The sequence below is a fragment of the Streptomyces sp. NPDC055287 genome, from assembly GCF_053646035.1.
On sequence record NZ_JBSHNE010000029.1, the window covers coordinates 63,890 to 79,656 of the forward strand.

General features: G+C 69.3%; 16 protein-coding genes and 1 tRNA gene. 10 read left to right on the forward strand and 7 right to left on the reverse strand.

What is annotated here, in order from left to right; translation table 11 throughout:
- Window positions 1-24: 24 nt before the first annotated feature.
- Window positions 25-96 (reverse strand) — tRNA-Gln (locus ACWIHY_RS30830).
- An 87-nt stretch (window positions 97-183) separates the two neighbouring features.
- Window positions 184-906 carry an HAD family hydrolase gene (locus tag ACWIHY_RS30835; protein WP_454379287.1) on the reverse strand — a complete coding sequence of 241 codons (723 nt, stop codon included), beginning with the start codon at window positions 904-906 and terminating at the stop codon, window positions 184-186.
- 113 nt (window positions 907-1,019) lie between these two features.
- On the opposite strand from ACWIHY_RS30835, the gene ACWIHY_RS30840 reads away from it, so the two are divergent.
- Both ACWIHY_RS30840 and ACWIHY_RS30845 read left to right on the forward strand, forming a co-directional pair.
- A complete protein-coding gene (locus ACWIHY_RS30840) occupies window positions 1,020-1,286 on the forward strand; it encodes a hypothetical protein (RefSeq protein WP_454379289.1) in 267 nt (88 codons plus the stop codon).
- Window positions 1,283-1,606, forward strand: coding sequence for a hypothetical protein (locus tag ACWIHY_RS30845; RefSeq protein WP_454379291.1), 324 nt, complete (start codon window positions 1,283-1,285; stop codon window positions 1,604-1,606). The genes ACWIHY_RS30840 and ACWIHY_RS30845 overlap by 4 nt, the downstream gene beginning before the upstream one ends.
- A gap of 72 nt (window positions 1,607-1,678) precedes the next feature.
- On the opposite strand, the gene gltX is transcribed toward ACWIHY_RS30845, so the two are convergent.
- The 3 genes from gltX to ACWIHY_RS30860 form a co-directional block, all read right to left on the reverse strand.
- Complete coding sequence (gene gltX / locus ACWIHY_RS30850) at window positions 1,679-3,154, reverse strand: glutamate--tRNA ligase (protein WP_454379293.1); 1,476 nt, start codon at window positions 3,152-3,154, stop codon at window positions 1,679-1,681.
- Window positions 3,147-3,935, reverse strand: a complete 789-nt coding sequence (locus ACWIHY_RS30855; RefSeq protein ID WP_454379295.1) for a fumarylacetoacetate hydrolase family protein — start codon at window positions 3,933-3,935, stop codon at window positions 3,147-3,149. The genes gltX and ACWIHY_RS30855 overlap by 8 nt, the downstream gene beginning before the upstream one ends.
- 98 nt (window positions 3,936-4,033) lie before the next feature.
- Window positions 4,034-4,213, reverse strand: coding sequence for a hypothetical protein (locus ACWIHY_RS30860; RefSeq protein WP_454379297.1), 180 nt, complete (start codon window positions 4,211-4,213; stop codon window positions 4,034-4,036).
- 573 nt (window positions 4,214-4,786) lie between these two features.
- Here ACWIHY_RS30860 and ACWIHY_RS30865 point away from each other — a divergent pair.
- From ACWIHY_RS30865 to ACWIHY_RS30900, 8 genes are all read left to right on the forward strand, one after another.
- The gene (locus tag ACWIHY_RS30865) at window positions 4,787-8,530 is read left to right on the forward strand and encodes a nitrate- and nitrite sensing domain-containing protein (RefSeq protein ID WP_454379298.1); all 3,744 of its coding nucleotides are present in this window, start codon (window positions 4,787-4,789) and stop codon (window positions 8,528-8,530) included.
- Between the two features lie 9 nt (window positions 8,531-8,539).
- Window positions 8,540-8,953, forward strand: coding sequence for a roadblock/LC7 domain-containing protein (locus ACWIHY_RS30870; RefSeq protein ID WP_037649408.1), 414 nt, complete (start codon window positions 8,540-8,542; stop codon window positions 8,951-8,953).
- Window positions 8,954-9,070: 117 nt separating this feature from the next.
- Window positions 9,071-9,478 (forward strand): DUF742 domain-containing protein, encoded by a 408-nt coding sequence (locus ACWIHY_RS30875; protein ID WP_454379300.1) that lies wholly within the window; start codon window positions 9,071-9,073, stop codon window positions 9,476-9,478.
- Window positions 9,459-10,040 carry a GTP-binding protein gene (locus ACWIHY_RS30880; RefSeq protein WP_214974999.1) on the forward strand — a complete coding sequence of 194 codons (582 nt, stop codon included), beginning with the start codon at window positions 9,459-9,461 and terminating at the stop codon, window positions 10,038-10,040. The genes ACWIHY_RS30875 and ACWIHY_RS30880 overlap by 20 nt, the downstream gene beginning before the upstream one ends.
- Window positions 10,041-10,379: 339 nt before the next feature.
- Window positions 10,380-13,577 (forward strand): nitrate- and nitrite sensing domain-containing protein, encoded by a 3,198-nt coding sequence (locus tag ACWIHY_RS30885; protein WP_454379301.1) that lies wholly within the window; start codon window positions 10,380-10,382, stop codon window positions 13,575-13,577.
- A gap of 10 nt (window positions 13,578-13,587) precedes the next feature.
- Window positions 13,588-14,001: a roadblock/LC7 domain-containing protein gene (locus tag ACWIHY_RS30890; RefSeq protein ID WP_037649449.1), complete on the forward strand. Its 414-nt coding sequence runs from the start codon at window positions 13,588-13,590 to the stop codon at window positions 13,999-14,001.
- Between the two features lie 92 nt (window positions 14,002-14,093).
- Window positions 14,094-14,648, forward strand: a complete 555-nt coding sequence (locus tag ACWIHY_RS30895; protein WP_454379302.1) for a DUF742 domain-containing protein — start codon at window positions 14,094-14,096, stop codon at window positions 14,646-14,648.
- Window positions 14,629-15,210 (forward strand): GTP-binding protein, encoded by a 582-nt coding sequence (locus ACWIHY_RS30900; RefSeq protein WP_028813754.1) that lies wholly within the window; start codon window positions 14,629-14,631, stop codon window positions 15,208-15,210. The genes ACWIHY_RS30895 and ACWIHY_RS30900 overlap by 20 nt, the downstream gene beginning before the upstream one ends.
- A gap of 89 nt (window positions 15,211-15,299) precedes the next feature.
- Here ACWIHY_RS30900 and ACWIHY_RS30905 read toward each other — a convergent pair whose 3' ends face one another.
- Together ACWIHY_RS30905 and ACWIHY_RS30910 are read right to left on the reverse strand one after the other, a co-directional pair.
- Window positions 15,300-15,494, reverse strand: coding sequence for an acyl-CoA carboxylase subunit epsilon (locus ACWIHY_RS30905; protein WP_454379304.1), 195 nt, complete (start codon window positions 15,492-15,494; stop codon window positions 15,300-15,302).
- A 34-nt stretch (window positions 15,495-15,528) separates the two neighbouring features.
- Window positions 15,529-15,767, reverse strand: a 239-nt coding sequence (locus tag ACWIHY_RS30910; protein WP_454379306.1) for a carboxyl transferase domain-containing protein, incomplete at its 5' end; no start/stop codon positions are given.

Sequence of the window (15,767 nt, forward strand, 5' to 3'; positions counted from 1 at the left end):
ATGTACTACGACAGCTCCTGCGAGCTGGGCTACCAGGACTCGAACCTAGACTAAGGGAACCAGAAACCCTCGTGCTGCCAATTACACCATAGCCCACCAAAACGCAACCCCCTGGTGGGGGTTTGTTTGGTTTGCGCTTCCCGGCCGGACCTTTCGGCCCTCTCGGGCGGCGCAGAAGGAACATTACCCGAAGGTGGACGGCGCTCCAAAACGGGTATCGCCCCGCAACAGCCCAGGTAGCTGCTCAAGCCCGGTGATCCTGACCAGCTCCGGACGGCCGCCCAGTCCGCCGCGGTCGAGCCAGATGCCCATGAGTCCCGCGTCGACGGCACCCCGGGCGTCGATGTCGGGCTGGTCACCGACGTACGCGACCTCGCACGGAGGCAGGCCGAGGGCATCGCAGGCGGCGTGGAACGCCTCGACGGCGGGCTTGGAGCAGCCCAGCTCGGCGGCGCACAGCAGCACCTCGAAGCGGTCGCGTACGCCGAGGACGCGCAGCTTGCGGTCCTGGTTGTGGATGCTGGAGTTCGACAGGACAGCGTGACGGTAGTCACCCGCGAGCAGGTCGAGCACCGGGACGGCGTCGGGAAAGAGCTCCCACGCGGCCTCGTAGTGCGCGACGTACCGCCCGAACCAGGCGTCCGCCTCGGCGTCGGTGAGCACGGGGGCCGCGAGGAAGTCGCGCACCCGGTCCCGGCGCTGATCCTCGAAGGTGCGCCCGCCGTCCTCGAAGCGGCGCCAGTGGAAGGCCGTGAGCTCCTTCCATCGCGCCAGCGCGTCCTCGACGGTGCGGTAGCGGTCGAGCAGTCCCTCGACGGCGAGATGGGCGCCCAGGGCGGCGGTGTCGGCGCGGGCGTAGTCGAAGAGGGTGTCGTCGACGTCCCACAGGACGGCGCGGATGGCCATGGGGCCCAACGTACGCGCGAGGGACGCCCGACGCGGCCGGAACCCTGCATTCCCATTGGAACTCAGAGTTCCATTTCTGACCCTCGGGGAATTCTCTTGGCTTATCTGTGGCAATGAGCATGCGAGCCGGTCAGGGCCGGCCGGTGAAGAGCAACGCCGCCTCTTTCTGCGACGGCAACATGCAGGTCGCCCTCCAGACGTACAACGAGATCGCCTCGCTGGGCGTCGGCCTGATCGGCCAGAACTGCCGCATGTCCCACTGGCGCGGGGCTGCGCGCTTCCCGGACTCGGCCGGGGCGAAATCCTCGTTCTGTACGGAACGCGAGGCGCCGAGAAGAAGTCCGGACCCGTCGGATACAAGGGAAGGCGAATTCTGGTGAAAGGCTGCCTCGGGCAGGCCGTCAAGGACTTCCGGAAGGACTGCGACTACCTCGAGGTCGGCGCGGCGGCGACTCGAATATCGGCCGCTCGATCTGTTCGAGGTGAGGAATTCGGCAAGGGGCCGGTGACGGACGAGGAGGCGATCGCCCGGGCCGATGTCGCCCGCAAGAACGACACCGGGCTGCCCGAGACCTGGCTCGCGGTGGAGTCCCGGCCTCAGGAAACGACGATCGCCAAGGACGCCGTCGTGCTCCGGAGGCTGCGCGGGCCGCACGAGAAGAGGGTCGCCGCCGCGCGGGCGATCGTCGCCGAGGGCTGAACCGTCCCGCGCCCGGACGCCACGAGGCCCGGACCCTCATGAGGTCCGGGCCTCGTCGGCGTGTCGGGGCGCTCAGCCCGCCAGCTTCGCCAGCGCCGCGTCGATGCGGGCCAGGGTCTTCTCCTTGCCCAGGATCTCCAGGGACTCGAAGAGCGGCAGGCCGACCGTGCGGCCGGTGACCGCGACGCGGACCGGGGCCTGGGCCTTGCCGAGCTTCAGGCCGTGCTCCTCGCCGGCGGCCAGGACGGCCTCCTTGAGGGCCTCGGGGCTGGTCCAGTCGGCCGCTTCGAGCTTGGCGCGGGCGGTGGTGAGCAGCGGTACGGGCTCACCCTTCATCGCCTTCGCCCAGGACGTCTCGTCCTCGACCGGCTCGTCGAGGAACAGGAAGTCGACGTTGGCGGTGATGTCGGACAGGACCGTCACGCGGGTCTGGGCGTGCGGGGCGATCCGCTCGAAGGCCGCGCGGTCGAACGATTCCGGCTTCCAGTTCGCGTACGGCGCCTTCAGCCACGGCTCGCACGCCGCCGTGAACTCCTCCACGGAGAGCTTGCGCAGGTGCTCGGCGTTGATGTGCTCGCACTTCTTCAGGTCGAAGCGCGCCGGGTTGGCGTTGACGTCCTTGATGTCGAAGGCCGCCACCATCTCCTCGATCGTGAAGATGTCGCGGTCCTCGGCGATCGACCAGCCCAGGAGGGACAGGTAGTTCAGCAGGCCCTCCCGGAGGAAACCGCGCTCGCGGTAGAGGTTGAGCGAGGCCTCCGGGTCGCGCTTGGAGAGCTTCTTGTTGCCCTCGCCCATGACGTACGGGAGGTGCCCGAACTGCGGGATCTCCTTGGCGATGCCCAGCTCGATCAGCGCCTTGTAGAGCGCGATCTGGCGCGGGGTGGAGGACAGCAGGTCTTCGCCGCGCAGGACGTGGGTGATCTCCATCAGCGCGTCGTCGACGGGGTTGACGAGCGTGTAGAGCGGGGCGCCGTTGGCGCGGACGATGCCGTAGTCCGGGACGTTGTCCGGGTTGAACGTCAGCTCACCGCGGACGAGGTCCGTGAAGGTGATCGGCTCGTCGGGCATCCGGAAGCGGACGATGGCCTCACGGCCCTCGGCCTTGTACCGCTCGATCCGGTCGGCGCTGAGGTTGCGGCAGGTGCCGTCGTAACCCGAGGGCTTGCCGGCGGCGCGGGCCGCGTCGCGGCGGACCTCCAGCTCCAGGGCGGTGCAGAAGCACTCGTACGCGTACCCGCCCGCCATCAGCTTCTGGGCGACGTCCTTGTAGATGTCCATCCGCTGGGACTGGCGGTACGGGGCGTGCGGGCCGCCCACCTCGGGCCCCTCGTCCCAGTCGAGGCCCAGCCAGCGCAGCGAGTCGAGCAGCTGGTTGTACGACTCCTCGGAGTCGCGGGCGGCGTCGGTGTCCTCGATGCGGAAGACCATCGTGCCGCCGTTGTGCCGGGCGAAGGCCCAGTTGAACAGGGCGGTGCGGACCAGGCCCACGTGGGGGTTGCCGGTCGGCGAGGGACAGAAACGTACACGTACGGGTGCGCTAGCCACGCTTGATCACCTTGTTGGTGAGAGTGCCGATGCCTTCGATGGTGACGGCGACTTCGTCGCCGACGTTCAGGGGTCCGACTCCGGCCGGGGTCCCCGTGAGGATGACGTCGCCCGGGAGCAGCGTCATGGCCTCGGAGATGTGCACGATCAGGTCCTCGACGGAGCGGACCATGTCGCTCGTACGACCCAGCTGGCGCTGTTCGCCGTTGACCGTGCACTGGATGGCGAGGTCACCGGGGTCGATGTCGGTCTCCACCCACGGGCCGAGCGGGCACGAGGTGTCGAAGCCCTTGGCCCTGGCCCACTGCTTCTCGCGCTGCTGGACGTCGCGTGCGGTGACGTCGTTGGCGCAGGTGTAGCCGAGGATGACGTCCTTGACGCGCTCGCGCGGGACCTCGCGGCACATGCGGCCGATGACCACGGCCAGTTCGGCCTCGTGGTGCAGCTCGCTGGAGAAGGAGGGGTACGCGATGTCGTCGCCCGGACCGATCACCGAGGTGGAGGGCTTGAAGAAGGTGATGGGTACGCCGGGCACCTCGTTGCCGAGCTCCGCCGCGTGCTCAGCGTAGTTGCGGCCGATGGCCACGACCTTGCTGGGGAGCACGGGCGGCAGGAGGCGCACCTTGCTCAGCGGGACCTTGACGCCGGAGAGCTCGAAGTCGGCGTACGGGATGCCCTTGATGATGTCGAGGACGAGGTCGTCGGGTCCGCGTTCGCCGGCGGCCGCGTTGACCGCGCCGAAGGCCACATTGCCGTCGATGGAGAACCTGGCGATACGCACGGGATGCTGCCGCCCCTTACTTGCTGGCTGGCTGGAGACTGACGCCCCAGGCTAACGCGGCCGGGGCGTCCGACCTCCCGAATCGCCGCCGTGCCTGCCTACGCCGCGGGGGCTTCCATGAGGATGGTCCGGCGCGGGTTGGCCGTCTCGGAGGGGAGGTCGACGGGGTGCTCGGGCCGCTCGGCGTCCCGCAGGTCCGCGGCGTCCTCCAGATGCACCAGCGTGGTGCGGCGGGGGTTTGCGGTGCTGCGAAACGTCGACACGGTCATGGTCTTCATCTGCTGTTCGGGCCTTGTCGGTACGGGCGCCGCCTGGGCGCGGTGATTGTCGGATTCGCCATCCCTGTAAAGCGTCAGGCTAAACATCCGGATCCCCGCCAAAGATGTGAAGCACTCAGGAAAGACGTGTGAGTTTCCTCACGAGATGGTGGGCAAATCGACCATTCCGGGCGAGGTCCAGGGGGAGAGGAAACGGACATTGTGCCACTGAAAGCATCATTCCGCTCCTGATCATCAGGACTGGGACACCCCCTACCCCTAAGCGACTCGATCACTTTTGCCCCTTTTAAGCCTGAACTCCCTCTACACCTGGTAACCCACCACTCACGCGGTGTCACTCCGGCCACGGGCCGACACGCGGGCCTTGTTGGAGATCCGGCACTGTGCTGGAATTCCCCGGACCGCCGCGAGATTCCAGCCGGCGCGCAGGGCGCAACGCAGCGCCGAGTGGCGGCGGGAAGGGGAGAAGCGCCGGTCACTCACGACCACCCATGGGGCCGCTCGGTGCCCCACGACTCGACACCGTTCCGCCGTTCACCCGGAGGAACGCCTGGTCCAGAGGTTGCGACGCTAGTGCAGGGACGTTTCAAGAGGGATGGCAGCGCTGCGGCGGAGCAGGAGCCGCGCGGGACCGACCGCGGATCCTCGCCCCAGCACGCCCAAAACCACGCGTCGGCCACGGCCGGCGGCGGCGATCGTGCCGCACGCAACGGGGTCAAGGGCGGTGGTGAGCAGGCGGCTCCGGCGAAAGCCAAGGAGCCCACTTCCACGGGCTCACGAATAGCCCTGCGCAACTGGCGCATCAGCACCCGTCTGGTCTCCCTGCTGGCCCTGCCGGTGGTCGCGGCGACCACCCTCGGTGGTCTGCGCATCAACGAGTCCATGAACGACATGGAGCAGCTGGAGCACATGCAGCTGCTGACCGACATGACCAAGCAGGCGACCGAGCTCGCCCAGGCGCTCCAGGAGGAGCGCGACAAGTCGGCCGGTCCGCTCGCCAACGGCACCAGCCCCGCCGACTTCAAGGTCAAGGGTCCCCGGGAGAAGACGGACCGGGCCAAGGACGCGTTCATCGCGGGCACCCAGCACATCGAGCCGAACGGTGACGAGAGCCTCGAGAGCATCGAGGGCAGCCTCTACCAGATCGCGATGCGGCTGAACTCGATCCGCCAGATCCGCGAAGGCGCGTACCAGAAGAAGACGACCAACTCGCAGACGGTCAACAACTACAACCAGCTGATCGACTCGCTGCTGAGCCTCTCCCAGGACATGGCGCAGGCCACCTCCAACCCGGAGATGATCAAGCGGACGCGTGCGCTGTCCGCGTTCTCCGCCGCCAAGGAGTACGCGTCCATCCAGCGCGCGATCATCGCCGCCTCCCTGCCGGCGAACGACCGCGAGAGCGGCACGCTCACCGAGAACGACCGCCTCTACGCCAAGTCCGCGATGGACAGCGAGGAGGCCGCGCTCAAGCAGTTCGACCAGGTCTACGTCGGTGACAACGAAGAGCTGACCTCCGCGCTCGACAACGGCGAGGTCACCATCGCGGCCGCCGACAAGTACGCGAGCCGGGTGCTCTCGACGCCGGGCAGGCTCAAGTCCGAGCCCGAGCGTTCGTACATGGACTGGGTCGACGCGGACACCACCAAGATCGACGCGATGAAGCGCATCGAGGCCACGCTCCTCAACGAGATGGAGCAGAAGGCCCGCGAGCTGCGCAACGAGTCGCAGCAGGACGCCATCCTCAACGGTGTACTGATCCTGCTCGTCCTCGGCGTCTCCCTCGTCGGCGCGTTCGTCGTGGCCCGCTCCATGATCCGCTCGCTGCGCCGCCTCCAGGACACCGCGACCCGCGTCGCCCAGGACCGTCTCCCCGAGCTCGTCAAGCAGCTGTCCGAGGCCGACCCGCAGGACGTCGACACGTCCGTGGAGTCCGTCGGTGTGCACTCGCGCGACGAGATCGGCCAGGTGGCCGCGGCATTCGACGACGTGCACCGCGAGGCGGTCCGTCTGGCCGCCGAGCAGGCGCTGCTGCGAGGCAACGTCAACGCGATGTTCACCAACCTGTCGCGGCGTTCGCAGGGTCTCATCCAGCGTCAGCTCTCGCTCATCTCCGAGCTGGAGTCGCGCGAGGCCGACCCCGACCAGCTGTCCTCGCTCTTCAAGCTCGACCACCTCGCGACCCGCATGCGCCGTAACGGTGAGAACCTGCTCGTTCTCGCCGGTGAAGAGCCCGGCCGCCGCTGGACCCGGCCGGTGCCGCTCGTCGACGTGCTCCGTGCCGCCGCCTCCGAGGTGGAGCAGTACGAGCGCATCGAGCTCTCCTCGGTGCCCGGCACCGAGGTCGCCGGCCGCGTGGTCAACGACCTCGTGCACCTGCTCGCCGAGCTGCTCGAGAACGCGACCTCCTTCTCCTCCCCGCAGACCAAGGTCCGCGTCACCGGTCACGCGCTCCCCGACGGGCGTGTGCTCGTCGAGATCCACGACACCGGTATCGGCCTCTCCCCCGAGGACCTCGCGGCGATCAACGAGCGGCTCGCCTCGCCGCCCACCGTGGACGTCTCGGTCTCGCGCCGCATGGGTCTGTTCGTGGTCGGCCGCCTGTCCCTGCGACACGGCATCCGTATCCAGCTGCGCCCCTCCGACTCCGGTGGTACGACCGCGCTGGTCATGCTGCCGGTCGATGTCGCCCAGGGTGGCAAGAAGGCTCCGGCGAAGACCGGCGCCGCCGCTCAGCCGCAGGTGCCCTCCGGTCCCGGCGGCCGTATGGCGGCCGGTCCCGGTGCGCTCGGCGGCGGCCCCGCTCCGGCCGGGCGGCTGCCCGCCGGTCCCGGCGGCGCGCGTGGTCAGGTCACGGGCTCCGGTTCGCGTGCGGCGCTGCCCGGACGCGACAGCGCCCCCGCGCAGGGTCAGCAGTCCGGCGGCGGGCTCGGCGGTGCCTTCGGCGGCGGCCGCCAGGCCGGCAACCACGAGCGTCCCGACGTACGCCCCAACGCCTTCCAGAAGAACGGCGGCCCGGCCCAGGGCGACCAGGGCCGTCCGCAGCAGCCGAACCGGGGCGGCGCCCGCGCCGAGCTGCCCGGCGGCAACCCGGGCCAGCAGCGTCCGGCGCGCCCGCAGACCACCAGCTGGGGCAACGACCAGCCGCGCGGCCACGAAGAGGCGGACGCGGCTTCCCGGCAGGGCTCCGGCGCCACCGCGGAGTTCCAGCGGCCGAACTTCGACGCGCCCGCGACGCCGGACGCGCCGGCGCCCGCCTCGGGCGGCGTGTTCGAGCGCTCCGACGTCCGCGGTCCGGTGGGCCCGGCGTCCACCGGTCAGTACGAGCGCCCCGGAAAGCGCGGTCCGCAGGACTCCGCCTCCGCGGGCCAGTTCGCCAGGCCCACGTCCAACGCCCCGCAGAACAACGCCCCGCACGGCAACGTTCCGCAGGGCAGCGGCCAGACCGGCCAGTACCAGCGGCCCGAGCTGCCCGGCCCCCTGGACCCCGCGTCCACGGCGCAGCTCCCCCGGCCGGACTTCGGCGCCCCGCAGCAGGCCAACCCGGCCGGCGCCTACGGCGGGCCGGTCCAGCAGGGCCAGGGCCGCCGTCCGGGCCAGGGCCGCCCCCCGGCAGGCCAGAACCAGGGCGGTCAGAACCAGGGCGGGCCGCAGGCCCTCGCCCCGGCGCCGCGCAGGCACGGACGCGACAACGCCGGCAACCCCGGTGGCGGCGCGCCGCGTCAGCCCGCCGCGAGCCTGCCCCCGCAGCCGCAGCAGCACGAGCTGCCGCCCGCCTCCGGTCCCGGGGACGGACGTACGCCGCTCTTCGACACGCTCGAGTCGAACTGGTTCCAGCAGCAGCAGGGCGAACAGCAGGCGCCCGCCGCACCCCAGCAGCCCCACCAGCAGTCCGGGCGGTCCGCGCAGCAGTCGTCTGCCGCGCACGCCGCCACCCCTCCCATGCCGCAGCGCGCCCAGGCGCGTGACACGGGTGCCGCGAGCAGCACCACCAACGGTACGAACGCCACCAACGGCGCCGCCTGGCGCACCTCGCCGAACGACGAACTCGTAAAGCAGGCCGAGCGGGTCAAGAAGCCCGCAGCCGGCGGTGTCACGACCTCGGGTCTGCCGCGTCGCGTCCCGCGCGCCAATCTGGTGCCCGGAACCGCGCAGCAGCAGAACCACCAGACCGGTCCGCAGGTTTCGCGTGCGCCAGACGACGTACGCGGCCGACTGACCAATCTTCGTCGGGGTATCCAGCAGGGTCGGCAGGCCGGCAGCGGCTCGTCGACCGGGAGTTTCAACATTGACCCCACTCACCAGCAGGAGCGTTAGTTGAGTCCGATGAGCCAGGCGGCGCAGAATCTGAACTGGTTGATCACCAACTTCGTGGACAACACCCCAGGGGTGTCCCACACGGTGGTGGTCTCCGCCGATGGACTCCTTCTGGCGATGTCCGAAGGCTTCCCGCGTGACCGCGCCGACCAGCTGGCCGCCGTGGCCTCCGGCCTGACCTCGCTGACCGCGGGGGCTTCCCGGATTTTCGAGGGCGGGGCTGTGACCCAGACCGTCGTCGAGATGGAGCGCGGTTTCCTCTTCCTCATGTCCGTCTCCGACGGCTCCTCCCTCGCCGTACTCGCACACCCCGACTGCGACATCGGCCTCGTCGGTTACGAAATGGCGCTGCTGGTCGACCGGGCCGGCAGCGTGCTCACCCCTGACCTCCGTGCGGAGCTTCAGGGAAGCCTTCTCCACTAGGCAGCGCACCCTCAGGTATTGCCGAGAAACAAACCGTCAGGCCGCGCAGAAGCCCCCCACCCCGGCCCCGTCAGACGGCAGGCCCATCCACTGCTGTCATGCCCGGAGGATCGATCCATGACCCCGCCCCCCGCCTCTCGTGATCCGTACGGAGCGCGCCTCGACGCGTCGTACGATCAGGAAGGCGACCAGCCGCTGGTACGTCCGTACGCGATGACCGGCGGCCGGACCCGGCCCCGCTATCAGCTCGCCATCGAAGCGCTGGTCAGCACCACTGCCGACCCTGCGCACCTCTCCTCCCTGCTGCCCGAGCACCAGCGGATCTGCCACCTGTGCCGCGAGGTCAAGTCGGTGGCCGAGGTTTCGGCGCTGCTGTCGATGCCACTCGGTGTCGCGCGGATCCTCGTCGCCGACCTGGCGGAGGCCGGCATGGTGGCGATCCACCAGCCGGGCAATGGAGAGGCCGGCGGCACGCCGGATGTAACGCTGCTGGAAAGGGTGCTCAGTGGACTTCGGAAGCTCTAGCGGCGGAACGGCCCGCTCCACAACCTCCGCGAAGATCGTGGTGGCGGGTGGCTTCGGCGTCGGCAAGACGACGTTCGTGGGCGCCGTCTCCGAGATCGACCCGCTGCGCACCGAGGCCGTCATGACCAGCGCGAGCGCCGGTATCGACGACCTCACGCACACCGGTGGCAAGACGACGACGACCGTAGCCATGGACTTCGGCCGTATCACCCTGGACCAGGACCTGATCCTGTACCTCTTCGGTACGCCCGGTCAGGACCGCTTCTGGTTCATGTGGGACGACCTCGTACGCGGCGCGATCGGCGCCGTGGTGCTGGTGGACACCCGCCGCCTCGCCGACTGCTTCCCCGCGGTCGACTACTTCGAGAACAGCGGACTGCCGTTCGTCATCGCCCTCAACGGCTTCGAGGGGCACCAGCCGTACACCCCCGACGAGGTGCGCGAGGCCCTGCAGATCGGCCCCGGTACCCCGATCATCACCACCGACGCCCGCCATCGGGCCGACGCCAAGAGCGGTCTGATCACGCTCGTGGAGCACGCGCTGATGGCACGTCTCAAGTAGTCCCTCGCATACACCAGTTGTCGTAGCGGGTTAGGGGGCGGACTGTGTCCTTTGACACTCTCCGCCCCTCTGTTCATAACGTTTCGAAAGAGAATTGACCGGGCATGGCCACCGCACGCGTTCGCGCGGTGCCGCTGCGCTCACATTGGCCTCGCCATTTGGCGGGGCTCGCTCTTTTTGACCGTTTTATCTGAGGCTTACACCACTCGGAATGGCCGGTTCCCGCTGTTTGGAACGCAGCCACTCCGCATGCTGGAATTCGTCGAACTCCCGAGTAGTACGGCCCTGAACGAAAAAACGGCACAACGTAGGTGCCGGCGCCGAGAGGTTGTTGGTCGAGTGAGGCGTAGCAAGACGAGCTCCGCACAGCAGCAGGGCGCGCGGGGCAACTTCACCCCGCCGCCCCGCACAGCGACGTCCCACGCGGCCTCGCCCGCTGTCGCAGCCCCCGCGGGCAGCGGCGGCAAGGGCAGTGGCAGCAGCAGCCGGTTCTCGCCGCGCAACTGGCGTGTGCCCACCCGGCTGAACGCGATCCTGCTCATACCCGTGCTGGTCGGCCTCGTCATGGGCGGCTTCCAGGTCAAGGCCTCGGTCGACACCTGGCAGGAAGCACAGGACGCCGAGAAGACCGCGGTTCTCGTCCGCGCCGCTTCCGAGTACGGCCAGGCGCTGCTCAACGAGCGTGACCTGACGGCCGCCCCGCTCCTCCGGGGCAAGCGCACGAGCTCCGAGGTCACCCAGGCGTACGCCCTGACCGACGAGGCCGCGAAGAACTTCGCGGAGGCCTCCACGGACATCCCTAAGAAGCAGGGCCTCGAGCGCCGTCTCGGCCTCTTCGCCAAGGAGGAGCCGAAGCTCGCCGCGCTCCGCAAGGCCGCGTACAGCGAGGCCCTCGACCCGGTGAAGACCGAAGAGGGTTACGTCCAGATCCACCACTACCTGATGGAGCTGTCGAACGAGCTGGGTCTCGGCACCGGCAACATCACCGCCTACGGCCGTACGGTCTACGCCGTCCAGCTCGCCAAGGCCGCCACGTCGCTCCAGCGTTCCATCGGCGTGCACCTCCTGGTCCGCCCGAGCGGCGACCCGGAGAAGCTCGCGAAGCAGACGGTCGCGTTCAACTCGTACAACTACCTGGAGCAGATCGCCCTCGGCGAGTACGTCTCCGGCGGTACGCAGGAGGACACCGACAAGCTCGAGCGCATCATGAAGGGCAAGGCGGAGGACGGCGCCAAGAAGCTCGCCGCCGCCAAGCAGCAGGCCCAGCAGGCCGGCGTCCCCTTCAAGGCTCCGCCGAGCAAGGGCGGCTCGATCCTCGACGGCATGGCCGAGGAGATCGGCCAGGGCAAGCCTTCGGGCCTGAAGGCGAAGGGCGTCACGCCCGAGGTCTGGATGGCCGCCGCGACCGCCAAGTTCGACGGCTACACCGAGATCGAGAACGACCTTGTGGACAAGGCGGTGGAGGAGGCCGCGACGATCTCCTCCGACGCCAAGACCGACGCCATCGTCAACGGTCTGATCGTCGTCATCGCGCTGCTCACCTCGGTCATCCTGGCCGGTCTCATGGCCCGCCAGATGAGTAACGCCATGCGCCAGCTGCGCACCGCCGCCTTCGGTATCGCCGAGCAGCGCCTGCCGATGCTGGTCGACCAGCTCTCCCGTACGGAGCCGGGCCGCGTCGACACCCGTGTGGAGCCGATCCCGATCACGTCGCACGACGAGATCGGCGAGGTCGCCCGCGCCTTCGACCAGGTGCACCGCGAGGCTGTCCGGCTCGCGGCCGAGCAGGCCATGCTCCGTGGCAACGTCAACGCGATCTTCACCAACCTCTCGCGCCGCAACCAGTCCCTCATCGAGGGCCAGCTGACGCTGATCACCGACCTCGAGAACAACGAGGCCGACCCGGACCAGCTGGAGAACCTCTTCAAGCTGGACCACCTGGCGACCCGTATGCGCCGCAACGGCGAGAACCTCCTGGTCCTCGCCGGCGAGGAGCCGGGCCGCCGCTGGAACCAGCCGGTTCCGCTGGTCGACGTCCTGCGCGCCGCCTCCTCCGAGGTGGAGAGCTACGAGCGCATCGAGCTGAGCGGCGTACCGGAGTCGGAGATCCACGGCCAGGCCGTGACCGACCTTGTGCACCTGCTCGCCGAGCTCCTGGAGAACGCCACCACGTTCTCCTCGCCGCAGACGAAGGTGCGCGTGACCGCGACCCGGCTGCCCGACGGCCGCGTCATGGTCGAGATCCACGACAAGGGAATCGGCCTCACCGCCGAGGACTTCGCGGACATCAACCACAAGCTGGCGAACCCGCCGACGGTCGACGCCGCCGTCTCGCAGCGCATGGGCCTGTTCGTGGTCGGCCGCCTCGCGGACCGGCACAGCATCCGCGTCCAGCTGCGCCCCTCGGGCGAGCAGGCCGGTACGACGTCGCTGGTCATGCTCCCGGACGCCATCACCCACGGTGGCGGCGGCGAAGCGCTCCCGCACGACGACTTCACCGTCTCCTCGATCATTCCCGAGCAGCAGTCGTACGAGAGCGCTCCGATGCGCACCGCGGCCGAGCTGGGCTTCGACGACTCGCGCTACAACAACGAGGCCGAGGACGCGCAGCTGGACCCGGTCGGCCGTTCGCTGATGCGTGAGGAGCGGCGTGCGCAGCTGGAGGCCCAGGCCACCGGCGACCGCCCGCTGTTCCGTGACGAGATGCAGCAGGCGTCGTACGACGACCAGCAGCAGTCGTACGAGGACCCCCAGCAGCAGCAGTACGAGCAGCCCCAGCAGCCGGCGTACGACCAGGGCGGGTTCGACGACTACCCGTCGTACCAGACCTATCCGGACGCCGAGTACCAGGACCAGTCGGCCCCGCAGGCGACGTACGAAGACACGTACGATTCCCCCTCCCACCAGGGGAACTGGCAGGACCAGGGTTCCTACCAGGGCGCCTACGAACCGGCGTTCGGGTCGGAAGCGGAATCTGCGCCCGGCGCTCCCGCGAGCGACCCGGAGCGCGTAGGCTTCGACCGTCCCGGTTCCGCCCCGGCCCCCGGCCACGCGATGACCGATGCCGGCCTCCCGCGGCGTGGCGGCCAGCAGCACTGGCAGCCCGGCGGGGAGTCGGCCGGGCAGTCCGTGGGACAGGAAGCAGCGCAGCAGCAGCCGGTCGTCGCCCAGCAGCCGCAGCACGACGCGCCGCAGCTGAACGGGGACGGGAAGGGCAGCACCGGACCCGATGACTGGCGTTCGTCGAACGACGAGCGCTGGCAGCGGGCGGAGAAGCTCCGTGAGCCCAAGGCAGGCGGAGTGACCTCCTCCGGTCTTCCCCGGCGGGTGCCCAAGGCCAACCTGGTCGAGGGAACCGCGGAGCAGACCCCGCAGGGCGGCCCCCAGGTCTCCCGCGCTCCCGAGGACGTACGGGGCAGGTTGAGCAACCTGCGCCGCGGTGTCCAGCAGGGTCGCAATGCGGGAACGGACACGAACACGGCGGCCACCTACGATCAGAACAGTGGCCATGGCAACACCTACAACCAGGAGCGTTAGTGTGAGCCCGATGAGCCAGGCGGCGCAGAATCTGAACTGGTTGATCACCAACTTCGTGGACAACACCCCCGGGGTGTCCCACACGGTGGTGGTCTCCGCCGACGGACTCCTGCTGGCGATGTCCGAAGGCTTCCCCCGGGACCGCGCCGACCAGCTGGCAGCGGTGGCCTCCGGCCTGACCTCGCTGACCGCGGGTGCCTCCCGGATCTTCGAGGGCGGCGCGGTCAACCAGACCGTGGTGGAGATGGAGCGCGGCTTCCTCTTCCTCATGTCGATCTCGGACGGTTCCTCGCTGGCCGTACTCGCCCACCCGGAGGCCGACATCGGTCTCGTGGGCTACGAGATGGCTCTCCTGGTGGACAGGGCCGGCAGTGTCCTCACTCCGGACCTGCGTGCCGAGCTGCAAGGAAGTCTTCTCAACTAACAGACAGAGAGTGCGCTTTGGTGTCCACGGGCTTTAATGTTCGGGAACGCGGCACCACAGCTATCGGGCGCCCGGCAGTCGGAGGAGGAAACGTGGCAACACCCCCGGACGGTTCTTCGGCCAACTGGCCTTACGGCCAGGGTCAGAATCAGGGTGACACCTCGCACAACAGGTTCAACTTCCCCTCCGCGCCGAGCCGGTCGCAGTCGTACGAGCAGCAGCCGCCGCAGCAGCGGCAACCGCAGCCGCGCGTCCAGCCGGCGCAGGCACGGCGGGCCCCCGCGCCCGCGGCTTCGCAGGCGAACCACAACCCGCTGGTCCGGCCTTACGCCATGACGGGCGGCCGCACCAGGCCGCGTTACCAGCTCGCCATCGAGGCGCTGGTCAGCACCACGGCGGACCCGTCACGTCTGCAAGGGCAGCTGCCCGAGCACCAGCGGATCTGCCATCTGTGCCGGGAGATCAAGTCGGTCGCCGAGATCTCGGCACTTCTCACCATCCCCCTCGGGGTGGCCCGGATCCTCGTCGCCGACCTGGCCGAGGCCGGACTTGTAGCCATTCACCAGCCCGGCGGCGACGAGTCCGCCGGCGGTCAGCCAGACGTGACACTGCTCGAAAGGGTGCTCAGTGGACTTCGCAAGCTCTAGCAGCGGAGCAGCCCGCTCCACAACCTCCGCGAAGATCGTGGTGGCGGGCGGCTTCGGCGTGGGCAAGACCACGTTCGTCGGAGCCGTCTCGGAGATCAACCCGCTGCGCACCGAGGCCGTCATGACGTCCGCATCGGCGGGCATCGACGACCTCACCCACACCGGAGACAAGACCACCACCACGGTGGCCATGGACTTCGGCCGTATCACCCTGGACCAGGACCTGATCCTGTACCTCTTCGGTACGCCCGGTCAGGACCGCTTCTGGTTCATGTGGGACGACCTCGTACGCGGCGCCATCGGCGCTGTCGTCCTGGTCGACACGAGGAGGCTCGCCGACTGCTTCCCCGCCGTCGACTACTTCGAGAACAGCGGACTGCCGTTCGTCATCGCCCTCAACGGCTTCGACGGACACCAGCCGTACAACCCGGACGAGGTGCGCGAGGCGCTGCAGATCGGCCCCGACACCCCGATCCTCACCACCGACGCCCGCCACCGCGCGGACGCCAAGAGCGCGCTGATCACGCTCGTCGAGCACGCCCTGATGGCGCGGCTGCGGTAGGCAGGGACGGCGCAGTGACGAGAAAGGCCCCCGCCACTCCGAGGAGTGGACGGGGGCCTTCGTCGTACGTGCTGCGAAAGAGCGGGGGCTCAGCCCTGCCAGCTGTGCGGGGCGCGGAAGCCCGGGGTGCGCTCCAGGCGGCGCCAGCCGGCGGTGGAGCGGCCGTGATGGGCCGGGGCGCCGTCGGAACGGTTCGCGGCGCGGGCCATCAGGATCGCGGTGATCGCGGCCAGCTCCTCGGGCTCGGCGTGGCCCTTCTCGACGCGCAGCAAGGATTCACTCATCTGGTGCTCCGTCTTCCTCGGGTTCGTCGCAGGATTACTGCGGGGGGTTGCCGTGCTTGCGTGACGGCAGGTCTGCGTGCTTGGTGCGGAGCATGGCGAGGGAGGCGATCAGCACCTCGCGCGTCTCGGCCGGGTCGATCACGTCGTCGACCAGGCCGCGCTCCGCGGCGTAGTAGGCGTGCATCAGCTCGGCCTTGTACTCCTTGACCATGCGGGCACGCATGGCCTCGGGGTCCTCGGCCTCGGCGATCTGCTTGCGGAAGATGACGTTGG

Bases quoted from the DNA above. Each gene is read 5' to 3' on its own strand.
- ACWIHY_RS30840 (WP_454379289.1), top strand. From the start codon at position 1,020: ATGAGCATGCGAGCCGGTCAGGGCCGGCCGGTGAAGAGCAACGCCGCC.
- ACWIHY_RS30890 (WP_037649449.1), top strand. From the start codon at position 13,588: ATGAGCCAGGCGGCGCAGAATCTGAACTGGTTGATCACCAACTTCGTG.
- ACWIHY_RS30875 (WP_454379300.1), top strand. From the start codon at position 9,071: ATGACCCCGCCCCCCGCCTCTCGTGATCCGTACGGAGCGCGCCTCGAC.
- ACWIHY_RS30860 (WP_454379297.1), bottom strand. From the start codon at position 4,213: ATGAAGACCATGACCGTGTCGACGTTTCGCAGCACCGCAAACCCCCGC.
- ACWIHY_RS30835 (WP_454379287.1), bottom strand. From the start codon at position 906: ATGGCCATCCGCGCCGTCCTGTGGGACGTCGACGACACCCTCTTCGAC.
- ACWIHY_RS30905 (WP_454379304.1), bottom strand. From the start codon at position 15,494: ATGAGTGAATCCTTGCTGCGCGTCGAGAAGGGCCACGCCGAGCCCGAG.
- ACWIHY_RS30870 (WP_037649408.1), top strand. From the start codon at position 8,540: ATGAGCCAGGCGGCGCAGAATCTGAACTGGTTGATCACCAACTTCGTG.